Genomic DNA, 23534 nt, shown 5'->3' with positions numbered 1-23534 from the left:
TGATAATGGGGAATGCGATGTATTAAATGCTAGGAAGTGGCGATAAGGATGGAAATACTCTTTTTTATCTCAATAAAAGTACTTTCCGTTTCTTAATGGTATGACATCCCCAATCCAGCAGGTGTGTGGCATTCTGCTTATGTATTTGGGAATGTTTTTAAATGGGTTGGTCAACAACCTAAAAACAGGAGTTCCCCAAGGCTGATTAATAAAATAGGCGAACAAATAAAATTCTGACAAACACCGTAACTTGCTACACTTGAGCGATGACTACTATCAGATTTTAAGGAATAACATGTCGTTATATCAGGATCACCAAGTTCTTGAGCAACTTACTTTGGGTAAAACCACTTTATATCATGACCAATATGATGCCAGCTTATTGCAAGCGGTACCCCGCAGTATGAACCGTGAACCGCTGGAAATTTTCCCTGATAATTTACCGTTTCACGGTGCTGATATCTGGACATTATATGAGCTGTCATGGCTGAATAGCCGTGGCCTGCCGCAAGTTGCGGTCGGGCATGCAACAGTTATGTGTTCCAGAAAAGCTCTCAGTTTATGCGCGTTATACCCGACGCGGAGGATTAGATATCAATCCGTGGCGCACAAATAATGAAGACTTTATTCCAGTGACAGGCAGACTGGCACGTCAATAAATCACTTTTCTGAGTGCCGTTTGTACAAAATAAGCTGAAATAGGCAATGTAATACATTCAGTTTAGTGGTATTGATGTGTAACACATACAGGTATATAAGGAGTCATTCTTGATTACACATATCAACCCACTCGGCTCAATGGATTTATTATCTCAACTTGAAGTAGATATGCTAAAGAGTACCGCAAAAAGTGATCTGTATCGCCTGTTCCGTAATTGCTCATTGGCTGTACTCAATTCAGGTAGCCAAACCGATAATAGTAAAGAGCTGCTCTCTAAATACACAGATTTTGATATTAACGTATTGCGCCGTGAGCGCGGAGTAAAACTGGAACTGGTGAACCCACCAGAAGATGCATTTGTTGATGGGAAACTTATCCATTCACTGCAAGCTAATTTATTCGCAGTACTTCGGGATATCCTGTTTGTTCATGCTCAGATTACCGATTCAGCACAACAGCATCATCTCGATCTGGAAAATAGTGCACATATCACCAACAGAGTATTCTCTATTCTGCGTAACGCCAGAGCGCTGCATACCGATGAAGATCCCAATATGATCGTCTGTTGGGGAGGCCATTCAATTAGTAAGCAAGAGTATCAGTATGGCCGTAAAGTCGGTAATCAGCTTGGGTTACGTGGACTCAACATCTGTACCGGCTGCGGCCCTGGTGCAATGGAAGCACCGATGAAAGGCGCAGCTGTAGGACATGCCCAACAGAATTACAAAAATAGCCGCTTTATCGGTATCACTGAACCCTCCATCATTGCGGCCGAACCCCCTAACCCACTCGTGAACGAACTGGTTATCATGCCAGACATAGAAAAACGTCTGGAAGCTTTTGTTCGCATTGCTCACGGCATCATTATTTTCCCAGGCGGCGTCGGCACAGCAGAAGAATTACTCTATCTGCTCGGCATTCTGATGAACCCGGAAAATCAGGGGCAAGTGCTGCCATTGATTCTGACCGGCCCGAAGGAGAGTGCGGACTATTTCCAGGTCATGGATGAATTTATTATTCACACATTAGGAAAAGAAGCACGACGCTATTATCACATTATTATTGATAATGCGCCGGAAGTTGCCCAGGTAATGAAAAAAGCGATGCCATTAGTGAGAGAGAACCGACACAGTACCGGTGATGCATACAGCTTTAATTGGTCAATAAAGATCAACCATGATCTGCAACAACCATTCGAGCCAGTACATGAAAACATGGTTAATCTCAATCTCTATCCCGATCAGTCACCCGAAAAACTGGCGGCATCGCTACGCCGTGCTTTCTCTGGGATTGTTGCAGGTAACGTGAAAGAGATTGGTATTCAAACGATTGAAAAACATGGCCCATTCAAAATCCACGGTGATGCTGAAATAATGCGCCGTATGGATAATCTGTTGAAGAACTTTGTGGGACAACACCGGATGAAACTACCCGGTGACACAGCCTACGAGCCCTGCTACGAAATTATCCGCTAGAATTACCCAAGAAAAATGATGTCTGCTCCACGGATGGAGCATAACTCTGCTGAATAGTGACCTAATATGATACACCTTCTGATTGTTGATGCCCTTAACCTTATCCGCCGTATTCACGCTGTGCAGGGTAGCCCATGCATTCCCGCTTGTGAACATGCGTTAAGGCAGTTGATCCAACATACTAATCCCACACATGCTGTTGCCGTATTCGATGAAGCAGACCGCAGTAATAGCTGGCGCCACCAAATATTGCCTGACTATAAAGCTGGCCGTTCACCAATGCCCGATAATTTGAAACAAGAAATGCCGCAGATCAGAGCGTCATTTGAGCAACAAGGGGTTGCCTGCTGGCACGCGCAAGGGCATGAAGCCGATGATCTGGCAGCAACGCTGTCAGTAAAAATCGCTTCCTCTGGTCACAGTGTGACAATTGTTTCTACCGATAAAGGTTATTGCCAGTTACTTTCACCGAATATCCGTATCCGGGACTACTTCCAGAAACGCTGGTTGGATATGCCATTTGTTCAACAAGAATTTGGCGTTTTACCGGAGCAGTTGCCTGATTACTGGGGCCTGGCGGGTATCAGTAGCAGTAAGATCCCTGGAATCCAGGGAATCGGCCCTAAAACCGCAGCCACTTTACTGCAACAGGCCGGTACACTGGATAACCTTTTCCAGAACCTCGATCAACAGCCCGATAAATGGCGCAACAAGCTGGAACCAAATAAAGAAATCGCTTTTATCAGCCGGGAAGTTGCGTCATTACGTACCGATCTGGCTTTAACTGGCAATCTGCAACAACTCCGGCTGACAACGGCAAACTAGCGAAAATAACCGGCTATTTTATCCAGATGTTCGCCTTTTAATTCTCCGGCCTCATTAAGCAGGCCGATCCAGGCTTTAATATAGTTATATTTTGCCTGAGAAAGATCACGCCGGGCAGTATATAACTGTTGCTCAGCATTCAGGACATCCACATTAACCCGCTGTCCGAGAGCAACACTTTTGCTGGTCGCATCTACCTGCAAGCTGGCTGATTCAACGGCTATTTCATAAGCATTAATCCGTTTTTCGCTATTCAGGTACTGATTATAGTTGCGTCGTAATGCATTAAGGATTTCTCCCGCCTGAGCATCAAGATCATATTTAGTTCTGCCGTATTGTGCCGCTGCCTGACGCACAGCAGCAGACGTCCCGCCACCATTATAGATATTCATGCTCATCCGCAAGCCAATGGTATCGGTTCGATATTTTTGATCTACCGTATTATCACTGCTAGATTCGTTTTCAGAATGGGAGGCGTAAAGTTCCAGCCTGGGTAAATAACCGGCCTGGTTACGTTGCACCTCATAATACGCCGCTTTCACTTCCTGACGGGAGGCAGCCAGAGCCGGATTGTTAGCTAATGCCAATTTTTCCCATTCCTCATAACGGCCAGGCGACAACTTCGATATCTGAAATTGTTTTTTACTCGATAATCGCTGTACCGGTAAATCAACAGGCAGAGGAACACCGACAATCAGTTGCAAACTGCGGATTGCCGCATCCAAATCGTCGTTGGCCTCTATCTCATCTGCAACAGACTGACTGTAACGGGATTGTGTTTCCACCACATCAGTACGAGTCCCCTCACCAGAAGTAAACAATTTCTTATTCAGTTCCAGTTGTTTTTCATAAGCCATTTTCTGCCGTACGACTAAATCAATCTGATCCTGCGCATAAGCCACATCCACGTAAGCATTCACGACCCGGACAGCCAGCTGCTGAAAATCTGCCCGAAAACGTTCATTACTCATCAAGGTGTGAGCCTGACTGGCTTTATAACGCGCCAATATTTCAAAATCCATCAATGGCTGAGTTATCACAATCGCTGCGTTATAACTGCGATATTGGCGATCCCGGGTTTCAGTGATCCTATTTCCCCGGCGATCATAACCAGCAGGATATTCCGTATGTTGCCAGTTCTTCGGTGAATTCTGATAAGACATCATCACTTTAGGTAACAATTCTGCTCTGCCAATTTTTTCGTACTCAGCCCCCCCCTCCTTCTCTTTTATTGCAGCAAGAAAAGTAGGATCATTTTCTAATGCCAGCGCATAAGCCTCTGTCAAACTTAGCGACCATGCAGGAAAAGAGAATAAACTGACGCTGAAAAGAATAAGCAAACCCACAGATAAAGAAGCATGATTCAATTTCATAATTACTCCTCTATCAACGATGTTGAAGCCCGATCCACCAATGGCTTAAACAGATAACTAAACAGGGAGCGGGAACCCGTTTTGACAAAGACCTCAACCGGCATCCCTGGCCTGATATCCAACCCTTTCAGTTTTTCCATCCCTTCAGGAGAAACAACGGCTCTCATCTGATAATAAGGTTGGCTGGTTGCAGGATCTACCAACCTGTCTGCGGAAACCATGACCACTTTTCCTTCAATTTTCGGCGTCCGGTTCTGGTTAAAAGCCGTGAACATCAGATCCACATCCATCCCTTTACTGATTTTATCCGCCAAATTAACCGCAACACGGGTTTCTACTTCAAGCGCCATCTGATCCGGCAGGATTTCCATCAGTTTTTCGCCGGGAGCAACAACACCACCTTGCGTAAAAACATTTAATCCGACAACTGTGCCATCAACTGGCGCGACAATTGAGGTATGGGTAAGTTCGAACTGTGCGGTATCCAGCTTATTTCTGTATTCGCTGGCAGCACCCTGCACCTCCGCCAATTGAGTGCGAACTTCCCGCTGATAGTCTGCTTTACGCTGAATAATACGCTGCTGTGTTTCCTGTAACTGTTTTTCAAGCTGACCAGCACGTCCTACCATTTCCGCTATGCCGCTGTTGAGTTCAGCCTGCTCACGCAACAGCTCCAGATAACGGTTACGCGGGAAATAGCCCTCATCCGCTAAAGATTTAAGATTAGTTATCTGTTCCTTAAGCGCCACCTGCTGCACTCGCTTGCTGACAAGAGAAGATTTCAGCCCTTTAATCTGAAAATTTGTGCCTTCGGCAGATTGTTCCAGCCCTTCCAAGTCGCTTTGCAGCATTTCACGACGTGATGCAAACAATTGTTTTTGCAGTACGATGATCTCTTTCACCCGGGGTTCAGATTGTAATTGCTGTAATATCTCAGGGAAAATCAGAGTCTCATCACCATGCTGTTCCGCTAATAAACGGGCTTCCGTTGCCAGCGTGGTATACAGTTGATCCTGAATCGCATCGACTTGGGCTTTTGCCTGCACCTGACTGAGCTGAACCAGTGTCTGACCCGCTTTGATTGTTTCGCCTTCAACAACCTTAATCTGGCTGATAATACCGCTTGCCGGGGCCTGAACGGTTTTACGGTTGCCATCCACCACCACCACGCCTGAAGAAGCAACCCCTTTATCCAACGGCGCCAATGCTGCCCAAATAAGAAACCCCAGGATCCCCACTCCAATCACTAACCATCCTAGTCGTAAAAAATGCCTTTCTTCCAGAGGCAACAATCCCTTTCCATCTCTTACCGGCGTAACCTGATCAGACATTATCCACTCCCGGACAGAAATCTCCGTCTCAGCTATTTAATATTATTATGATTGAATGCCTATTTACTTATGATGCCTGTGCTACTGCCTTAGCCGCAGAATGTTCCTGATTTTGTTGCGATAAAGCCGCTATCACCTGCTGAGATGAACCAAACATCTTCATTTTTCCCTGAACCAGCAACAATATTTTGTTTGTCTGTGACAACAATGACATGCGGTGAGTAATCACAATCACTGTTTTTCCTTGCGCTTTCAGTTGGGCAATAGCCTCATTCAGTGCTCTTTCCCCTGCTTCATCCAGACTGGAATTAGGCTCATCCAAGACCACCAATGACGGCTCATCATATAACGCACGGGCAAGACCAATTCGCTGCTTCTGCCCACCAGATAACCCAACCCCTCCGGCGCCAATAACCGTGTCATAACCCTTATCAAGAGCCAATACCAGCTCATGAACACCCGCCTTCTGTGCCGCCTTAACAACCTTTTCCGGCTCCACTTCATTAAAACGGGCAATGTTCTCAGCAATAGTGCCGCCAAACAGCTCAATATCTTGCGGCAAATAGCCTATTGAGGAACCCAATTCGTCTTTATTCCATTGATAAATATCGGCATTATCCAGGCGTACAACACCTTCCTGTGCAGGCCATATGCCGACAAGTAACCTGGCAAGGGTCGATTTCCCGGAAGCACTGGGGCCAATTAATCCCAGCACATCCCCCGCATCCAGCGTAAAGCTGACATCCTGTAAAACAACCTTGTTGTTTCTTCCCGGAGGCGCGGCGGAAACTTTATCTACAGCCAAATTGCCTTTTGGTGCGGGTAATGACATTCCCGGTTTCCGTTCCGGTTGTTGTTCCAACAGGTTTGTTAACCGTTGCCATGATAGACGGGCGCCACTCCAGCCTTTCCAGGCTTGAATAAGTTGTTCAATCGGTGAAAGCGCACGCCCCATCAGAATTGAAGCCGCAATCATCATTCCCGGCGTGATATGCCCGCCAATCGCCAACCAGCCCCCTAATCCGAGGATCAGCGACTGTAATGCCATACGCACAGTTTTAGTAACTGAATTAATCACAGAAGCCCGTTCACTGGCAATGCGCTGGAAATTCAGAAAACGTTCATGCAACCCAAACCATCTCCGGCGAAGCACCGGCAACATGCCTAACGCTTCTATCACTTCTGCGTTACGTAAGTTAGTGCTGGCAAGGCTGGCTGAACGCAGAGAGAGTTGACTTGCTTCGGACAAAGGCTGACTTGATAACCATTGGTTCAGCGCAGCAAGGGCAATTAATACCAGAGCACCTACCAATGCCAACAAACCAAGCCAAGGGTTAAAAAGAAAAATAACCAGCAGATAGATTGGAAACCAGGGGGCATCAAAGAAGGCAAACAAGGCATTTCCGGTCAAAAACTGACGGATATTTGCCAAATCATTGAGCATCTGACCCGCATCTGTTGTGCCATTTTTCAGATTTGATTCATAAGATGCGGTATAAACACGATTATTCAGCTTCATATCAAGCTGACTACCAATACGAATGACAATCATGCTGCGGATGTATTCCAGCATACCCATCATGGTAAACATGCCAAGAGTAATCAAAGTCAACATCAGCAAAGTGATTTCATTGCCCGATGGCAACACTCTGTCATAAACCTGCAACATATAAACAGATGGAACCAACATCAGCAGGTTAATAAAGGCAGTGAACAACCCGATAGTCCAGAACACCCGGCTACGGGCACGAATGACATCAGTAATTTCATCCTTCGGGAGATGTAATTTCACAGTATTTCCTTAATCACTGTTTGATATATTTTTTTATCTTTCTAAAAAAATCGCCATCTGACGCTAACGTTTCCCGCCCTATCCACTTTTCTTATGCTTTGGGCTTCATCATCAATTCCCGGCCACCAGCAAAGCGGGCAAACCAGCCATCCGACTCCTGAGCGAAGAAAGCCAAACCACTGCCCTGCTCATCGGTAATCGTGATGCCATCAGGAGTAGGCCGCCACCCGGCAGGTACCTCGCCAAACATATCCGTCAAGCAGGCGCTATCACCGTTAAGTGACCAAATTGACCCCTCAGGTAATGGTTGGTCAGTCAATGAGACATCACATTGCTGATGTTCATCCGACAGTTGCCACACGCCTTTTAATTCACTGGCGTATGGGAGATGAAGACTACTTGCCATACTTCCTCCGATAACACTGAATACAAGAGAAACAAAGAGCACAAATTTCAGATACCAGGCTGAACAACTCATTCCGCCTCCAAACTCATAACCGCATCCAGTCAGATGCGGTTGTGTTGTTGTGTTATGCAAGGATAAAATCAGACTCTAATATCGGCTCTCCGACAATCTTTACCCAAAAATCATCGTAGGAGAATTTATCGCCCAAATTAATAGCGAAATCATTCACCTTGTTAACCGTATCATAGCGAAGCACTGCTTCTCCGACTGCGCCAGTGAACTCCCTGACAAACTTAACGCCACCTTTCCCTGCTTCACCCAGATCGAACAACGACACATCAATCTTGTCCTCACCGGAAACGAAGTCATGGATCCAATCACGCTCAAGAGGGGGTGATTCTTTAGCGCTCAGGTAGACAAAGGTATCTTTGCCTTCCCCGCCCCAAAGCTGATCTGCGCCCAGACCGCCGTAGATGATGTCATCACCGGCACCGCCCTTAAGAGTATTGTCGGCGTCGTTCCCGATCAGAATGTCATTACCACTGCCGCCAATCGCATTTTCAATCGTTACGCCACGGGCAATAGAGACGTTTCCTTTCAGGCCACCGACATCCGAGAAGGAAGCTTCATTCAGGTTGATGCGCTGATCCTGAGTAAAACCAGAGAAATCAAATGTGTCATTACCACCGGCATCCCAAGCAGTGAACAACAATTTGCTGTTCTCATCTTTTGCAGTAAAGAAGTCACGATCAGTGTTGGAGTTAAAACCATATACAGTGTCATCTGTACGGGTTGTATTATTAGCGCCATACACTTCCTGAATGGCAGAAATATCGTTAAGTAATGGTGCGGAAGAATAAATACCTTTAAAGTCTTGTCCGGTATTTTTTTCACCGAAATAACTCATGACCGTATAAGCGCGGCTATCTTCAAAATACGTGGCGCTCTTCTTATAAGTCGGTCTTTCCTTATCAGACGCATTATATGCAGCGGGATGCTCTAACCCCAATGTATGGCCGATTTCATGAGTAAAAGTCTGACGGCCATAACCGTTTACGCCAATATCATTTTCTGAGAAAGTGCGGCTTTTCAGGTTATACCAAGTTCCTGATTGTTTCGATTCAGGGCTGGGAAGATAAGCAAACGCATAGCTCCCCGTCAAACTAGCGTCAAAGAAACCAAAGGTAATGTGCGCCTTATCCGAATCAGTTGTTTCAGTGAAATTAATATTAGCGACATCAGTCCAAGATTGTATTGACAGTTTCGCAGCAGTTCTTTGTTCTTCATTAAATGCTGAAAACCCAGCAATATGCCAAGGCATATTATCCGGTTCACTCTCCAGAAAACTATAAGTTAATTGGAAAGTTTCAGACTTATCGTCGCCCTGATGCCCCCAGCGATAATCACCTCGAATTAATTCTTTTGCAGCATTTTTACTTGGCTCATGCTCAACAACAATATTAGGATCCTTACCTGGTACATAAGCCTGTAACTGTGTCTGAAGCTCATTTGCCTTTGCTGAGCCGATAAGTTCCGAGTATGAAATTTTCTTCTTTAAAGACATATATCTCTCCATAAATGCAGGACTTAGAATTTTTATTTAATTAAATACAAGTCAATAAAACCTGAGAACAATAGGCCCTCCCGGCCATACAAATAACAATGAAAATCCCTTTCACAACAACGTAACACTAAAGTTAATTATGTAAAAAGCAATTAACATATTTTTTTAATATAAACGTGATAAAAATAACATAAAACAAATAAGCGATTGTTTTGTATCACATAACTATTTAAGACAAAAAAAACACCGCTAATTTCTAATTGATATTTTATTATAACTAAATTATCTATTATTTAATTGTCCACAAAGTAAAATTTAAAAATTTTATAGAATTCCTATGAATAATTATAATTAGCAATTATCACCGTCAATCAAATAAACAGACCAAATACCAGATAAAAAACTCAATCTGCTTGCAATATTAGGTGTTCTGGGGAACCTGAAAGTAAATTGAGTTAGGCAATATCCATATAAAACCTATATGTTATTATTGATAAATGTAACAACAACTTTATGAAATCAATAAATAAAACATACATAATAGGATCATTAATGCTTTATTTATTCTTAATCGTTCCCCACCAATACAATTAAATTATATTTATGATTTTTAAATAACAAAGAAGGATATAAACATAGTTAATTGAATAAAATTAAAAATAGAATATAAAAACCAATAATTAACATTTTATAATGTGAATTGAAGGAATGTTATATTTATCTGAATATCTTTTACAACGACTATTTAACAGAAATAAAATATATTAATAAAATTCCATAATTAAAAAAACATAAAATACACATTCAATTAATATATATTATAGGGTAAATAAAGATTACAACCAAATAAGAAACAAGAAAACATTCATTACAATTTACAGTCTTAATTCATTTAATTATTTAATATTAAACCAATATATCATCAAAAATCACAATGATATATTGATTTCATTATTTGCCTTAAGTTAAGTAAAAAATCAACATTTACCAGACAAAAATCACACAATATTAATTATTACATTAAATCATGATGACCTCACCATGAATATGGTGTAATAGCTTCTTTGTTGAATAAATGGGATAAATCATTTTAATGCACTACTTTTATTTCACATAAAAATGAGAAATAAAATACAATAATGTCAACTAATACTGAAAAATGAAATCGCCTCAGATATTCTGAGGCGATTTGGTAAACTTTATTTTCGGCATTTATTCCGGGATGCGGATGAACATAAGTTAATCAATAATCATCCCGGTTGGCTGCATAAGCAGACCAAATACGGCGGACATGAACAGTTATTTCTTCCCTGTCATGATAAAGATGCTTTGCTTGAATTTGCGCATTTATACCATTTTCTTTTAATTGCAGATGCATTTTCTGCAAATTATGCGCTACTTCTTCATAACGCTTTTTCATTGGTAATTTAAGATTAAAAATAGCTTCCCGGCACCAGCCATTAACCAGCCAATCTGCCATTAGCTGAGTCACTTTCGCTGGTTTTTCCACCATATCACACACCAGCCAATAAATATTTTTTGCCGTAGGTACAAATTTAAAACCATCAACTTTGTGATGTTTAACCTGCCCTGTATCCATCAAACTTTGCGACATCGGGCCATTATCTACAGCATGAACCATCATACTGCGTTTCACTAGCTGATAAGTCCAGCCCCCAGGACATGCGCCCAAATCAACCGCATACAAACCACTCGCCAAACGCTCTTCCCATTCGTCATAAGGAATGAAAACATGAAAAGCTTCTTCCAGTTTCAATGTTGAGCGACTTGGTGCATCTGAAGGAAATTTCAGCCGGGGAATGCCCATATAAAATGGCGAGTTATTATTACTGTAAGAATAACCAACATAACAACAACCCGGAGCAATAAAGAAAACGTGTATTACTGGGCGATTAGCGTTTTCTCTAATCAGCAAGATCTTTTCCTGACGCATCGCATTACGCAGCGGAACAGTGAATTTCCGGCAAAATTTCAGTAACTCTTTGCTTTCGTTGGTATCAGGCACTTCAACCCGCAACTCACCTGCACGCTCCATAACGCCCTGTAACATACCAATAATCGGGCTTATCCGATCTTCAGGAGATAAATCCCGCAATAATTCACCCACGACCAACATTTGACGGGCAAAAATCAATTCGCGGAATGGTATCTCACGAATAAGCCGATCGGCGTCTTCATGTTGATAACACTCAAACAGGACATAACCACTGTTATCTTTTACCCGGGCAAAACCGTAAATCTCTTTTTGACCCGCTTTATCGGTGATTTCTGCTGCGCACTCTTTTTCAAAACCAGGGCGGCAATATAAAGCAATTTTATTCATGGCGAAGCGCCGATTTCCTTAGACGCAAAGCGCCAATTAACACAAAGAGCCAGCCGATAAGAAAGCTGAGCCCTCCAACTGGGGTAATATAAGTAAAAAATTTAGCCTGCAATAAGGCCATACAATAGAGACTGCCACTAAACAATAAAATGCCTACCGCGAAAAAAACACCACTCCAGTAAAACCAGAGAATAACCCTACGCATCAACATGGCAGACATCGCCATCATTGCCAAAGTGTGAATACCTTGATATTGCAGGCCGAGATCAATCCAACTTATCTGATATTTTGCCATCATCGGGGATAAGAAATGCGACCCGACAGCACCAAACGCCACATAGAAAAAACCACTGAAGCCAGCAAAGATAAGCATTAAACGACTATTCACTGTTATCTTCCTTTTTCACATTATATCTGAGAGTTCTTACAGCCCGAATACCTTATTCTTTTCTTATTCATTGGTAATAAAGCCCAGTTTCTCCTGCTCACTGGCTGCCTGTGCCAGCACCCATTGCCGGAATGCTGCGATTTTCCCCAACTCAGCCTGATTGTCATGACAGACAAGGTAAAATGCATTCTTACTCACTAATACATCATTAAATGGACACACTAAACGCCCAGCATCAATTTCAGTCCGAGCCATAACATTATTTGCCAATGCAATCCCCTGACCATGAACCGCGGCCTGGATCACCATTGCACTATGGCTGAATATCGGCCCTTGCTGAACATTTATCTGCTGCTGCATATCAAGCTGGCGTATATAAGCCTGCCAGTCACGGCGGGAAGAATCGTGTAACAACATATGGCGTGCCAAATCTGCGGGAGTTTTCAGCGGGTTTTCCCCGGTCAGTAACGAAGGTGCGCAAACGGGGAGCAAATATTCCGCATAAAGACGATCCGTTCGCAACCCCGGCCAGTTTCCCCGGCCATAAAAGATAGCAACATCAACATCATCAGCGAGCTTATCTTCTTCTCTGTCTACCGCCTGTATCCTGACATCAATTCCCGGATAAGCTAAATTAAAGCTAGACAACCTTGGAACCAGCCACTGAATAGCAAAACTGGGCGAAAGACTGACAGTCAAAGCGCCTTTAGCACTTCGGGCCTGAAGTTTACGCGTTGCTTCATTTATTGATGTGAATATTTCTTTAATATCCAGATAGTAACTTTGCCCCTCTTCAGTCAACAATAATGATCGGTTGCGACGACGAAACAACTTCAAGCCAAGGAAATCCTCCAGACTTTTCATCTGATGGCTAACTGCGGCCTGCGTCACAAATAACTCTTCAGCCGCCTTAGTAAAACTCAAATGACGCGCCGCAGCATCAAAAACCCGCAACGCATTCAGTGGTGGTAAACGTTTGGACATGTGAGCCCTTATGCAATGTTGGTGATACCGGTAACTCTTTATATTTAATTATTAGTTTTTGTAATCCGAATCATTATAAATTGTCCATTGAGGATACACCAGTAAATCCCTATAGTGGCGCCACTTCCTAAGCCGGAACGAAAAGTGAATTAGTTTTAACGCTATGAAACTTTTGGCTTTGTGGTTGTGATGTTGTGTTTGCAAGTTGTCTGGAAAACCAGACTATGTAGCTTAAGCTACTGTTTTTTTCACTTCCTGTACATTTAACCCTGTCTGTCCATAGTGATTTTTAATGCACCGCGATTGCGGTGCTTTTTTTGTCATAATAGCGGGAACATGGCAATATTATTCAATGTAACAACCTATCCATTTTCAGTCACAAGCAAGCGGATCATCATCACCAACAGAATAATCTGATCAATAACCACGAAACCTAATTAAAACACTATGAAAAAGTTCGAACCAGAACAGTTCCGCCTGCAATTCCCAGCCCTGCAACAACAAACTGTATTCCTGGATAGTGCAGCAACTGCCCTGAAACCACAAGCCATGATAAAGGTAACTCTGGATTATTATCAATACAGCAGTACTACTGTACATCGCAGCCAACATCACACAGCGCTGGAAATCACATCTCGCTATGAAAATGCCCGTCAACAGGTTGCTGAACTCATCAACGCCCCAAAAGCCGAAAATATTATCTGGACAAAAGGCACAACAGAATCTATCAATCTGGTTGCCCAAAATTATTTCCGTCCCCATCTCCAGCCCGGTGATGAAATTATCGTTAGTGAGCAGGAACACCATTCCAACCTGATCCCCTGGTTAATGCTGGCGGAACAAATCGGCGCCAAGGTGATTAAATGGCCTTTAGGCAATGGCAAATTGCCGGATATCAATATGCTGCCTGAACTTCTGAACCAACACAGCCGATTAATAGCAATCAGCCAAATGTCCAATGTGACCGGCGGAGCCGTCGATCTGACTGCAATAACAAAAATAGCGCACCAACATGATTGTCTGGTCGTTGTTGATGGTGCTCAGGGAGTTGTTCACAATCCCGTTGATGTTCAGCAATCAAACATCGATTTCTACGCGTTTTCCGCTCATAAGCTCTATAGTTCAAATGGCGTTGGTGTACTTTACGGCAAAAGTGAGTTACTTGATGCGATGTCTCCCTGGCAAGGCGGAGGAAAAATGCTTACCCACGCCTCATTCAGCGGTTTCACACCAGAAGCTGTACCATTCAGGTTTGAAGCGGGGACACCGAATGTTGCAGGTGTTATTGGTTTTTCTGCCACGCTGGAATGGCTAAAAGATATTGATATCGTTAAAGCGGAAGCCCATGCCGTCACACTCGCTGACTACACCGAACAACAACTTTCCGCTTTACCCGGATTTATCAGTTATCGTATTGCCGGTTCCAGCCTGTTGGCTTTTAATTTTGCCGGTATTCATCACAGTGATCTGGCGGCTATTTTGGCAGAACAAAATATTGCCTTACGCTCCGGTCAGCATTGCGCTCAACCACTGATCGAAGCTTTAGGCATCAACGGCTGTTTGCGTGCCTCTTTTATGCCTTATAACAATCAGCAGGATGCCGATTCTTTAGTTCAGGCAGTAAAATTCGGCCTTTCTCTATTACAGGATGAATAAATATGGCTCAAGCCGCAGAAAACCTGACCGCACCACATCCATTTGGCAAGGAAATTAGCCAGCAACAGCTAATTGAAACCTTTAACCAATGCCATCAATGGGAAGATCGCTATCGCCAGTTAATCCTGCTGTCCAAGAAACTACCTGCACTACCTGACAACTTGAAACAACAAGATATCGAAATGTCTGGCTGTGAAAACCGGGTTTGGTTAGGACATCAATTATTGTCAGATGGTTATCTGCATTTTTATGGCGATAGCGAAGGTCGCATTGTCAAAGGCTTGCTGGCGGTGATATTGACCGCGGTGGAAGGAAAAACACCGCAACAAGTTTTGGAAACTAACCTGTTGGCGCTGCTCCACCAACTTGGGCTGGAGCAACAGTTAAGCGGCTCACGGTTGAACGGCATGAAATCGCTGATCCATACCGTGCAAAACACCGCAAAAAATTATACTAAAGCATGCCCTGACGTTGCGCTTTAGCAACCATCTTTTTCAGTGCATGGGAAACCGCAACAAATCCGAATGTCGCCGTGACCATTGTTGCGGCACCAAAACCCGATGCGCAATCCATGCGTTTCGTCCCCTCCGCGGTGCTTTTAGCGGCGCAAACAGAGCCATCACTCTGTGGATAAACTAGCTGCTCAGTTGAGAACACACAATCAATTCCCAACTTGCCTTTACCATTCTTCACAACGTGATAATCAGATTTCAGCCTTTCCCGCAGTTTAGCCGCTAAAGGGTCCTGAATCGTTTTCGCCAAATCAACAACCTGAATTTGCGTAGGATCAAGTTGCCCACCCGCCCCACCGGTTGTTACCAACGGAATTTTATAGCGACGACAATAAGCCAACAGCGCCGCTTTTGGCCTGACACTATCGATCGCATCAATGACATAACTGAATCCAACCGCCATCATCTCTGCAACATTATCCGGCGTGAGAAAATCATCAATACAAGTGACTTTACACTCAGGATTAATCGCCAGAATACGTTCAGCGATCACTTCCGTTTTTGGTTGTCCAATATGCTGCTTTAAAGCATGTAACTGGCGGTTAGTATTAGTGATACAGACATCATCCATATCAATCAGGGTAATCGCGCCTATTCCTGTACGAGCCAACGCCTCGGCGGCCCAGGAACCCACCCCACCGATACCCACGACACAAACATGGGAATGAGAAAACAAAGAAAGCGCTTTTTGACCATATAAACGGGCTGTACCCGCAAAGCGCTGCATATATGCATCAGAAAGAGAAGTTTGCATCACTGAATATCAATCCTGAAAACCTGTTATAAAATTTATGGAAAGGAATTACTGATTTACCATTAGCATAGCAGGCTGTTCTTCTTTCAGCACCCAAACCCGGCCGTAGTGGTTATAGAAACCCGCCGCGATACCAGCCTCATCACCAATACCATGATAGATATCGAAATGATGTCCCTTTATTGCGCCGCCGACATCCAGTGCAATCATCAGGCGCATCTGGTACTGACCGGTAAATTTCCCCTCGTTATCCAGCAAAGGTATCTCCGCCAGCAATGTTGTTCCTGGTGGAACAAGCATTTTATCAGCGGCCACAGCGGCTTTTGCAATCAGAGGAACGCTACTCGCTCCCCGCACTGAGGCATAAACTTCAGGTTTAAAAAAGACAAATGATGGATTCTGTTCTAGCAGCTTACGAACCTCTGCCTCACTGTGCGATTCAGCCCATTTGCGAATCGCCAGCATAGATATATCTTTCTGCGCGATTTCTCCACGTTCAACCAACAGCCTGCCAATACTCCGATAAGCCTGTCCATTCTTACCCGAATAACCCAAAAAGGTCAGCGGCTCACCGTCACCAAAATCGACATAACCACTGCCCTGCACTTCCATAATAAAATTATCAATCAGAGAATTACTGTAGCCAATGATCAGGCTGGAGCTGAGGGCGCCATTGTATATCGCAGCCCGGCTTGGTAAATGATATCTGCCTTTAGGCGGCATACGGTACAAGGGATATCTAAACTCCCCTTGTTTAACGCGGCGGGCCTGTAACACCGGCGTATAATAACCCGTGAATTGGACATTACCGTAATTATCCACACCTTCCATCTGGTAAGCACGTAAATTAAACAAATTTAATTTACTGGTTGCACCGCCAGCCAGCACCCAGTTCTGCACTGCGTCAAAAGTTGAGCTATTACGATTATACAGGCGAGGAGCAGACTGGCTGATAAGCATAACCTGCTCTGAAAAATCTTTAGCATTAACCGGCCTGCCCTGAGCATTGGGCTGATTAACCAGCAATAAATCCTGAGTGATATGACCATCTTTATATTGTTGGCCTTGAGCGGTTGGACGGGAATGACATCCAACTAACAGTGAAATCACGATCCCACACAGAAAATACTTACTCCAGAATGTCATTGCTGCCTTCTCTCTTACCGACATTGCCTAACGGTGAACAATACCAAACCAACAAAAATAATGAAACTTACTACAAAAAAAATAACTTAACGAAACAGCGAACAAACGAATACAAAAACACCAACATGCAGAGTAACCAATCAAAAAAGTAACGAAACAAACAATTTTTAATAAAAAAACTTGCAACAGATCTGATCCTGAGTATAGTGCGCACATCGGACGCGGGGTGGAGCAGCCTGGTAGCTCGTCGGGCTCATAACCCGAAGGTCGTCGGTTCAAATCCGGCCCCCGCAACCAACACAATGAAATAGTCCGATATTTGCGAATGAGGAACCTATTCCGGCAGGCATTAGTGATGCAGGAAAACACAAAATAGGTTCTTAACGGACGCGGGATGGAGCAGCCTGGTAGCTCGTCGGGCTCATAACCCGAAGGTCGTCGGTTCGAATCCGGCTCCCGCAACCAATTTTCGCAACTCAAGGTATTAAAACAGACAGTATTAAAACGGACGCGGGGTGGAGCAGCTTGGTAGCTCGTCGGGCTCATAACCCGAAGGTCGTCGGTTCAAATCCGGCCCCCGCAACCAATCCTTGATGCGTTTCAGCATACAAACTCCAAAAACAACTTCTGGATGGTTTTACCTCCACCATATTTGCCTATCTGTGCTCAGTTCAATTACGAATACTGACTTAACTATCGTTCTGCTGCTTTGCGGCGGCGATAAACGCAAGCAGGACGCGGGCATAGCCCGAGGCGCGAATGGAAAAACAGAAACAAATAGGAGAGCGAGTAATGAAAGACAGATCACACGACGACGCAATGGCCGAAGTGTTCCGCAAAGATCCAGCTTACGCAATCGAGCTACTAAACAGCATCCTTGAGGATGGAGAACAAGCCGAGCTACTGATCGCTCTTCGCCAAATGACCAAAGTCTTCGGCGGCATTCGTAACGTGGCCAAGGAAGCCGAATTGAATCCGAACCAACTCTATCGCACCTTGTCGGCCGAAGGCAACCCGGAGGTCAGAAATCTAAGCGCAATCCTGCGTGTCATGGGCTTACGCCTGGCAGTTCAACCCATCACTACCCACTAACAGGGCTACGATAAGTTTACATTGCCACCATTACTAAAATACGCTTTGATACCGGCGAAAATGGACTCCGCTACCTGCTGCTGGAAGCGTGCTGTTTTCAGTTTTCGTTCCTCTTCCAGGTTACTGATAAACGCAGTTTCTACCAGAATAGATGGGATATCCGGTGCTTTCAGTACCGCAAACCCAGCCTGATCCACCCGATTCTTATGCAGTTTATTCACCTTACCCATGCGCTTGAGCACTTCACTGCCAAATTTAAGGCTGTCATTGATGGTCGCAGTCTGTAGCAAATCAAACATAGTATGATCCAGATATTTATCACCACTTTTACTTACACCACCAATCTGGTCGGCTTCATTTTGCGTTTGGGCCAGAAAACGTGCGGTATTACTGGTTGCACCTTTAGTAGAAAGCGCAAAAACCGAAGAGCCATGTGCAGCTCGGTTAGAAAAGGCATCAGCATGAATAGAAACAAATAAATCAGCCCGCATCTTACGTGCTTTTGCCACCCGGACTTTTAGCGGAATAAACACATCTTCATTACGAGTCATATACACTTTCATACCCGGTTCACGCTGAATAATAGTTCGCAATCGACGGGCGATTTGCAGAACAACGTCTTTCTCACGGGTTTTATATTTGCCGATAGCGCCAGGATCTTCTCCCCCATGTCCAGGATCGAGCATGATCACAATCGGCCTGTCTTTACCTGCTTTGCCTGACTTCGGTATTTCCGCCGGTAAATCCTCAGCCAAATTACCTTTATTGTACTCTTCAAGCAGAGCAAGTAATGGATCATCATCTTTATTCGCTCCCGCTGCGGGATAAATATCCAAAACCAAACGGTGCTTAAATTCCGCCACTGGTTTCAACGTAAACATATGTGGGCTGACCGATTGTTTAACTTCAAACACCAGACGAACCGTTTTAGGATCAAACTGCCCCGCCCTGACCAGTTTAAGATAAGGATCGCGGGATTGAATCTGCTTCCCCATACCTTTTAGGGTATGGTTCAATTGCACACCCTCAAGGTCAACAACAATTCTGTTTGGATTTGTCAGCACGAACTGGCGATATTTGAGTGGAATATTTGACTCAAGAGTCACACGGGTATAACTGGATGCAGGCCAAATACGAACTGCAATAATCTTTGATGACGCTGCGTAACCCACCTGACTGACACTAAGCAACCACATTGCTGCCGCTCCCTGCAACAAGCGACGTCGTGACAGATTAAGATCTGAATGACTCATCTACTATTTATTCCATTCATAAAATACAAATATTCAGGGTGACATTCAACTCAGGAAACAACCAAACAACCAAGTGAAAAACGCTAACCAACATTATGCTGCCATCAGCAATAAATATTTTATATTTTGCAAATTATTCACGTCCACATATATATCGCAATGTTTTTGTTTTAATTGCCTCTTGCCATTTCCTTTCAAAAGGAATAAAAATACATAAATTACGAATAAAAATTCAATCGAGAGTCTTTTATGAAAGAACGCAGCACCGAATTAGTTGAGGGATTTCGCCACTCGGTTCCATACATCAATGCACACCGTGGCAAAACGTTTGTTATCATGCTTGGCGGAGAGGCTATTGCTCACGAGAACTTCCCGAATATCATCAACGACATCGGATTACTGCATAGTTTGGGCATCCGACTGATAGTCGTTTATGGCGCCAGACCTCAAATTGAAGAAAACCTTGCAACCCATCATTATAAACCGGTTTACCACAAACACACCCGCGTTACCGATAATAAGGCATTGGAATTCGTCAAACAATCCGCGGGTTTGTTGCAACTGGATATTACCGCACGTCTTTCTATGAGCCTAAATAATACGCCATTGCAAGGCGCAAATATTAATGTTGTCAGCGGTAACTTTGTTATTGCTCAACCTCTTGGTGTTGATGATGGCGTGGATTATTGCCACAGTGGAAAAATTCGCCGTATTGATGAAGCTGCCATAAATCGTCAGTTAGATAATGGCGCAATAGTGCTCATTGGTCCTGTTGCAGTTTCCGTTACCGGCGAGAGTTTTAATCTGGCATTTGAAGAAGTTGCTACTCAGTTAGCGATCAAACTACAGGCTGAAAAATTGATAGGTTTCTGCTCTACTCAAGGCGTACAGGGCAAAGACGGAAAAATTCTATCTGAAATTTTTCTTAATCAGGCACCAGATCTCATGAAAGAATTGGAAGCTGAAGGTGACTACTATTCAGGTACAGCCTGTTTTTTACGGAGTGCCGTAAAAGCTTGCCGTCGTGGCGTTCACCGCAGCCACTTATTGAGTTATCAGGCAGATGGTTCTTTGGTTCAAGAACTATTTTCCCGTGATGGTATTGGCACTCAAATCGTCATGGAGAGCGCGGAACAAATACGCAGAGCGAATATCAATGACATCGGAGGTATTCTCGAACTTATTCGTCCACTGGAACAGCAAGGCATTTTGGTTCGCCGTTCAAGAGAGCAACTTGAGAGAGAAATTGATAAATTCATCATTATCGAACGCGATAACCTGACTATCGCTTGTGCCGCGCTTTACCCCTATCCTGATGAGAAAATTGGAGAGATGGCTTGTTTAGCGGTTCATCCTAAATACCGGAACTCTTTAAAAGGTGAAGTACTCATGAATCGCATTTCAGATCATGCTAAACAGCTCGGGCTGGAAAAACTTTTCGTCCTGACTACCCGCAGTATTCACTGGTTCCAGGAACGGGGTTTTGAACCGGCGGAAATCTCAATGCTGCCGATTCAGAAACAAGTGCTATACAACTACCAACGCCGTTCTAAGATTCTTATGTTGAATTTGGAACCACAGTAATGAGCTGATTAATGCTAAAAAATAATTCAATCTCATTGGGTAAAACGTCCTTTCTGGCGATCGATCAGATCGCCTAAACTGGGCTCGATTTTCTTTTTCTCTGACTAAAATCTATACACGTTCTTAAGACATTCCTGCCAAAGTTAAAATAACACTTTTCCTTATTTTATTTTCAGCCTAAAGTTAAAATAACGTGCAGTCTTATTTTAACTTTAGGCTATGGAATGAGGAGTAAAAAACCTTGCAACGCGGATCTACAGGTCACTATGTCCCAAGTATTACTGGCGGTGTCGCCTGCCAGGCTTTTGTACCTCATCCTCTACCACCGGTACCGCCGCTTGATATTAATAGCAAATTGCAACGACGGATCAATGAAGCCATGTTGGCACTGGGTCGACTAGATGCGATCAGTACGTTATTACCAGACGAGCATCTGTTTCTTTACAGTTACGTCCGCAAAGAAGCAGTTATGTCCTCTCAAATTGAAGGTACTCAATCGTCCCTCAGCGATCTAATGTTGTTTGAAATGGAAGGGATGCCTGGTGTGCCAATGGATGATGTACAAGAGGTATCTTGTTACGTTAATGCTTTATCATTAGGTGTACAACGTATTCAAGAGTCCTATCCCATCACTTTTCGTTTAATCAAAGAACTACATACAGCTTTAATGACATCAGGGAGAGGTATAAGCCGTGGACCTGGAGAGTTCCGTCAAAACCAAGTGTGGATCGGTGGTCATCGTGCTGATGAAGCTACTTTTATCCCGCCTCCTGCTAACGAATTAGCCGATTGTTGGGCCGCATTGGAGAAGTTTATTAACGATGTTCCTGAGCCGACAGATCCATTGATAAAAGCAGCTTTAGCTCATGTTCAGTTTGAAACTATCCATCCATTTATGGATGGTAATGGTCGGTTAGGACGCTTATTAATTCCCTTAATTTTGGTGGAAGCAAAGGTTCTGAGTCAGCCTCTTCTGTATCTATCCGTCTTTTTTAAAAAACATAGACAAATCTACTATGAACGTCTGCAACAAGTCCGCATAACTGGTGATTGGGAAGCGTGGTTACTATTTTTTGTTGATGCTGTTGCGGCTACAGCGACACAAGCGGTCAACACCGCCCAACAACTTTATCAGTTACACCGTGAACACAAAAAACTGTTGCAGCCATTAGGGCGTATGGAGAACTCAGCAAGCCAGATATTGGATGCGTTATTTGAGCATCCTATCGTCAACATTAATAAATTGGTGCAACTGACAGGGCTGGCACCGGCAACAATTGGCAAAGTTATGGAACGCTTATCTCAGGCTGATCTCCTATTGGTCTCTGAACTTACCGGCCAAAAACGCAATCGCGTGTATGCTTATAACCGTTATATAGCAATTTTGAACCAAGATTTTTAGAAAATCCATATTAGTATTCCTATGAATATCACATGGCAGGATTCCACTTTGTTTATCCTGTCATGTGGTATTCATTTATCAGCGATTCTATACTCCACTTATTTTACATTTACCTAACTTACCATAATCATTTAAAAGAACGAATACAGAGGTATTAAAGCTTTTATACCAAAGGCGGATTTAATTCAATAAATACAACTTTTCAGCAGGAGAATTAATTGCATTTAATCGAAAATTATCAACTATTAATAACGAATTAAAAAGGAATCAGCACGTAAAATAATATGATCCGAACAAATGGGTATTAAAGCGCTTTCTCGCCGGTTATTTTACGGAGAAAACCCTAAAAACACCATAATAAAAAAAGAATAAAACGGTTAATTTGGCGGGATTTAAGTTCTGAAAAAAAGGGGAGATTATCCGAGAAAACAGAGTCAGTAAAGATAAAAAGCAGGTATTAAAAGCGGTAAAAACAACGGTGAAAACTTTATACCGATTAAAACCATAAATTAACACAATGAATTTTAATAACAGTTTAAAGCCTGCTCATCAAACGCTAGGGCACGATTTCATTCATTTGATTGCTTAAAGCACAGTTTTAAATAAAAGTTTTTAATTTTTTAAAAAGAGATTTATTTTACATTTTGAACATTTTGTTTTTCGGCTTTATAGTTTTTATCTTGGTTTCATTAGAATGGCTATTTTAGCCTGAACTCTTCTGCAAATGTAATGAACGTATCCCAACCACTTAACCATCAGCTCTGTTCTGAAATTGTAGAGATGAAGCGTGGTTCCTCTCAGATTTCCGGCATTAAGCGGGAAGTTTCCTGATGACTAGGCCCCCATTCAATCCGCATGGGTTGCCGATAAAGCCCTAATTTATTCTGAGGGTGGGTCGATTTAAAAGTCATATTTCCACCTATCAGCTCCAGAATCCTCTTTCGTCTAAAACAGACACGAGCACTAACCCAGCTCAAAATCGGTACAAAATC

The 23534-nt window shown here is 43.4% G+C and carries 18 protein-coding genes, 3 tRNA genes and 1 pseudogene; 11 read left to right on the top strand and 11 right to left on the bottom strand.

Features of this window, described 5'->3' with window-relative positions; all coding sequences use genetic code 11:
- Positions 1 to 295: 295 nt before the first annotated feature.
- From queF to xni, 3 genes and pseudogenes are all read left to right on the top strand, one after another.
- A pseudogene (queF, locus tag LGZ99_RS24750) lies at positions 296 to 526 on the top strand (NADPH-dependent 7-cyano-7-deazaguanine reductase QueF); the annotation flags it as partial.
- 242 nt (positions 527 to 768) lie between these two features.
- On the top strand, positions 769 to 2136 hold the full coding sequence (gene ppnN, locus LGZ99_RS00450; RefSeq protein ID WP_021323493.1) for a nucleotide 5'-monophosphate nucleosidase PpnN: 1368 nt from the start codon (positions 769 to 771) through the stop codon (positions 2134 to 2136).
- A 66-nt stretch (positions 2137 to 2202) separates the two neighbouring features.
- Positions 2203 to 2961 carry a flap endonuclease Xni gene (gene xni / locus LGZ99_RS00445; RefSeq protein ID WP_021323494.1) on the top strand — a complete coding sequence of 253 codons (759 nt, stop codon included), beginning with the start codon at positions 2203 to 2205 and terminating at the stop codon, positions 2959 to 2961.
- Here xni and LGZ99_RS00440 read toward each other — a convergent pair.
- The 8 genes from LGZ99_RS00440 to LGZ99_RS00405 form a co-directional block, all read right to left on the bottom strand.
- Positions 2958 to 4334 carry a TolC family outer membrane protein gene (locus LGZ99_RS00440; protein ID WP_262978784.1) on the bottom strand — a complete coding sequence of 459 codons (1377 nt, stop codon included), beginning with the start codon at positions 4332 to 4334 and terminating at the stop codon, positions 2958 to 2960. The two genes, xni and LGZ99_RS00440, sit on opposite strands and share 4 nt — an antisense overlap.
- 2 nt (positions 4335 to 4336) lie before the next feature.
- Positions 4337 to 5665: an HlyD family type I secretion periplasmic adaptor subunit gene (locus LGZ99_RS00435; protein ID WP_036837274.1), complete on the bottom strand. Its 1329-nt coding sequence runs from the start codon at positions 5663 to 5665 to the stop codon at positions 4337 to 4339.
- A gap of 67 nt (positions 5666 to 5732) precedes the next feature.
- Positions 5733 to 7457, bottom strand: coding sequence for a type I secretion system permease/ATPase (locus tag LGZ99_RS00430; RefSeq protein ID WP_262978783.1), 1725 nt, complete (start codon positions 7455 to 7457; stop codon positions 5733 to 5735).
- Between the two features lie 91 nt (positions 7458 to 7548).
- Positions 7549 to 7935: a protease inhibitor Inh/omp19 family protein gene (locus LGZ99_RS00425; RefSeq protein WP_021323496.1), complete on the bottom strand. Its 387-nt coding sequence runs from the start codon at positions 7933 to 7935 to the stop codon at positions 7549 to 7551.
- 52 nt (positions 7936 to 7987) lie between these two features.
- Positions 7988 to 9439 carry a serralysin gene (gene prtA / locus LGZ99_RS00420; protein ID WP_268745268.1) on the bottom strand — a complete coding sequence of 484 codons (1452 nt, stop codon included), beginning with the start codon at positions 9437 to 9439 and terminating at the stop codon, positions 7988 to 7990.
- Positions 9440 to 10670: 1231 nt separating this feature from the next.
- Complete coding sequence (rlmM, locus tag LGZ99_RS00415) at positions 10671 to 11771, bottom strand: 23S rRNA (cytidine(2498)-2'-O)-methyltransferase RlmM (RefSeq protein WP_023043343.1); 1101 nt, start codon at positions 11769 to 11771, stop codon at positions 10671 to 10673.
- The gene (locus LGZ99_RS00410; protein WP_262978782.1) at positions 11764 to 12159 is read right to left on the bottom strand and encodes a DUF423 domain-containing protein; all 396 of its coding nucleotides are present in this window, start codon (positions 12157 to 12159) and stop codon (positions 11764 to 11766) included. The genes rlmM and LGZ99_RS00410 overlap by 8 nt, the downstream gene beginning before the upstream one ends.
- Before the next feature lie 63 nt (positions 12160 to 12222).
- Entirely contained in the window at positions 12223 to 13143 is a 921-nt protein-coding gene (locus LGZ99_RS00405) for a transcriptional regulator GcvA (protein WP_021323500.1), read from the bottom strand.
- Between the two features lie 447 nt (positions 13144 to 13590).
- On the opposite strand from LGZ99_RS00405, the gene csdA reads away from it, so the two are divergent.
- A complete protein-coding gene (gene csdA / locus LGZ99_RS00400; RefSeq protein WP_023043341.1) occupies positions 13591 to 14799 on the top strand; it encodes a cysteine desulfurase CsdA in 1209 nt (402 codons plus the stop codon).
- Positions 14800 to 14801: 2 nt separating this feature from the next.
- On the top strand, positions 14802 to 15281 hold the full coding sequence (gene csdE, locus LGZ99_RS00395) for a cysteine desulfurase sulfur acceptor subunit CsdE (RefSeq protein WP_262978781.1): 480 nt from the start codon (positions 14802 to 14804) through the stop codon (positions 15279 to 15281).
- Here csdE and tcdA read toward each other — a convergent pair.
- Both tcdA and mltA read right to left on the bottom strand, forming a co-directional pair.
- Positions 15253 to 16065 carry a tRNA cyclic N6-threonylcarbamoyladenosine(37) synthase TcdA gene (gene tcdA, locus LGZ99_RS00390; protein WP_021323503.1) on the bottom strand — a complete coding sequence of 271 codons (813 nt, stop codon included), beginning with the start codon at positions 16063 to 16065 and terminating at the stop codon, positions 15253 to 15255. The two genes, csdE and tcdA, sit on opposite strands and share 29 nt — an antisense overlap.
- A 48-nt stretch (positions 16066 to 16113) precedes the next feature.
- Positions 16114 to 17211, bottom strand: a complete 1098-nt coding sequence (mltA, locus tag LGZ99_RS00385; protein WP_021323504.1) for a murein transglycosylase A — start codon at positions 17209 to 17211, stop codon at positions 16114 to 16116.
- Positions 17212 to 17431: 220 nt separating this feature from the next.
- On the opposite strand from mltA, the gene LGZ99_RS00380 reads away from it, so the two are divergent.
- From LGZ99_RS00380 to LGZ99_RS00365, 4 genes are all read left to right on the top strand, one after another.
- Positions 17432 to 17508: transfer RNA gene (locus tag LGZ99_RS00380), tRNA-Met, on the top strand.
- 91 nt (positions 17509 to 17599) lie between these two features.
- Positions 17600 to 17676, top strand: a tRNA-Met gene (locus LGZ99_RS00375).
- A 44-nt stretch (positions 17677 to 17720) separates the two neighbouring features.
- Positions 17721 to 17797, top strand: a tRNA-Met gene (locus LGZ99_RS00370).
- Positions 17798 to 18003: 206 nt separating this feature from the next.
- A complete protein-coding gene (locus LGZ99_RS00365) occupies positions 18004 to 18303 on the top strand; it encodes a helix-turn-helix domain-containing transcriptional regulator (RefSeq protein ID WP_036837279.1) in 300 nt (99 codons plus the stop codon).
- A 5-nt stretch (positions 18304 to 18308) separates the two neighbouring features.
- Here the strand turns inward: LGZ99_RS00365 and amiC are convergent, their stop codons facing one another.
- Positions 18309 to 19556: an N-acetylmuramoyl-L-alanine amidase AmiC gene (gene amiC / locus LGZ99_RS00360; RefSeq protein ID WP_023043336.1), complete on the bottom strand. Its 1248-nt coding sequence runs from the start codon at positions 19554 to 19556 to the stop codon at positions 18309 to 18311.
- Between the two features lie 249 nt (positions 19557 to 19805).
- On the opposite strand from amiC, the gene argA reads away from it, so the two are divergent.
- A complete protein-coding gene (gene argA / locus LGZ99_RS00355; protein WP_023043335.1) occupies positions 19806 to 21140 on the top strand; it encodes an amino-acid N-acetyltransferase in 1335 nt (444 codons plus the stop codon).
- 241 nt (positions 21141 to 21381) lie between these two features.
- Positions 21382 to 22542, top strand: coding sequence for a Fic family protein (locus LGZ99_RS00350; RefSeq protein ID WP_036837280.1), 1161 nt, complete (start codon positions 21382 to 21384; stop codon positions 22540 to 22542).
- Positions 22543 to 23534 lie beyond the last annotated feature (992 nt).

Source organism: Photorhabdus temperata (assembly GCF_025384845.1).
Taxonomy (GTDB): Bacteria; Pseudomonadota; Gammaproteobacteria; order Enterobacterales; family Enterobacteriaceae; genus Photorhabdus; species Photorhabdus temperata.
Note: the sequence above shows the minus strand (reverse complement) of the source record. Positions and strands in the feature narration are given on the sequence as shown.

Coding starts and splice junctions, on each gene's coding strand:
- mltA (WP_021323504.1), bottom strand. CDS start 17,211: ATGACATTCTGGAGTAAGTATTTTCTGTGTGGGATCGTGATTTCACTG.
- LGZ99_RS00365 (WP_036837279.1), top strand. CDS start 18,004: ATGAAAGACAGATCACACGACGACGCAATGGCCGAAGTGTTCCGCAAA.
- LGZ99_RS00405 (WP_021323500.1), bottom strand. CDS start 13,143: ATGTCCAAACGTTTACCACCACTGAATGCGTTGCGGGTTTTTGATGCT.
- LGZ99_RS00435 (WP_036837274.1), bottom strand. CDS start 5,665: ATGTCTGATCAGGTTACGCCGGTAAGAGATGGAAAGGGATTGTTGCCT.
- argA (WP_023043335.1), top strand. CDS start 19,806: ATGAAAGAACGCAGCACCGAATTAGTTGAGGGATTTCGCCACTCGGTT.
- tcdA (WP_021323503.1), bottom strand. CDS start 16,065: ATGCAAACTTCTCTTTCTGATGCATATATGCAGCGCTTTGCGGGTACA.
- LGZ99_RS00440 (WP_262978784.1), bottom strand. CDS start 4,334: ATGAAATTGAATCATGCTTCTTTATCTGTGGGTTTGCTTATTCTTTTC.
- amiC (WP_023043336.1), bottom strand. CDS start 19,556: ATGAGTCATTCAGATCTTAATCTGTCACGACGTCGCTTGTTGCAGGGA.
- prtA (WP_268745268.1), bottom strand. CDS start 9,439: ATGGAGAGATATATGTCTTTAAAGAAGAAAATTTCATACTCGGAACTT.
- csdA (WP_023043341.1), top strand. CDS start 13,591: ATGAAAAAGTTCGAACCAGAACAGTTCCGCCTGCAATTCCCAGCCCTG.
- csdE (WP_262978781.1), top strand. CDS start 14,802: ATGGCTCAAGCCGCAGAAAACCTGACCGCACCACATCCATTTGGCAAG.
- LGZ99_RS00425 (WP_021323496.1), bottom strand. CDS start 7,935: ATGAGTTGTTCAGCCTGGTATCTGAAATTTGTGCTCTTTGTTTCTCTT.
- rlmM (WP_023043343.1), bottom strand. CDS start 11,771: ATGAATAAAATTGCTTTATATTGCCGCCCTGGTTTTGAAAAAGAGTGC.
- xni (WP_021323494.1), top strand. CDS start 2,203: ATGATACACCTTCTGATTGTTGATGCCCTTAACCTTATCCGCCGTATT.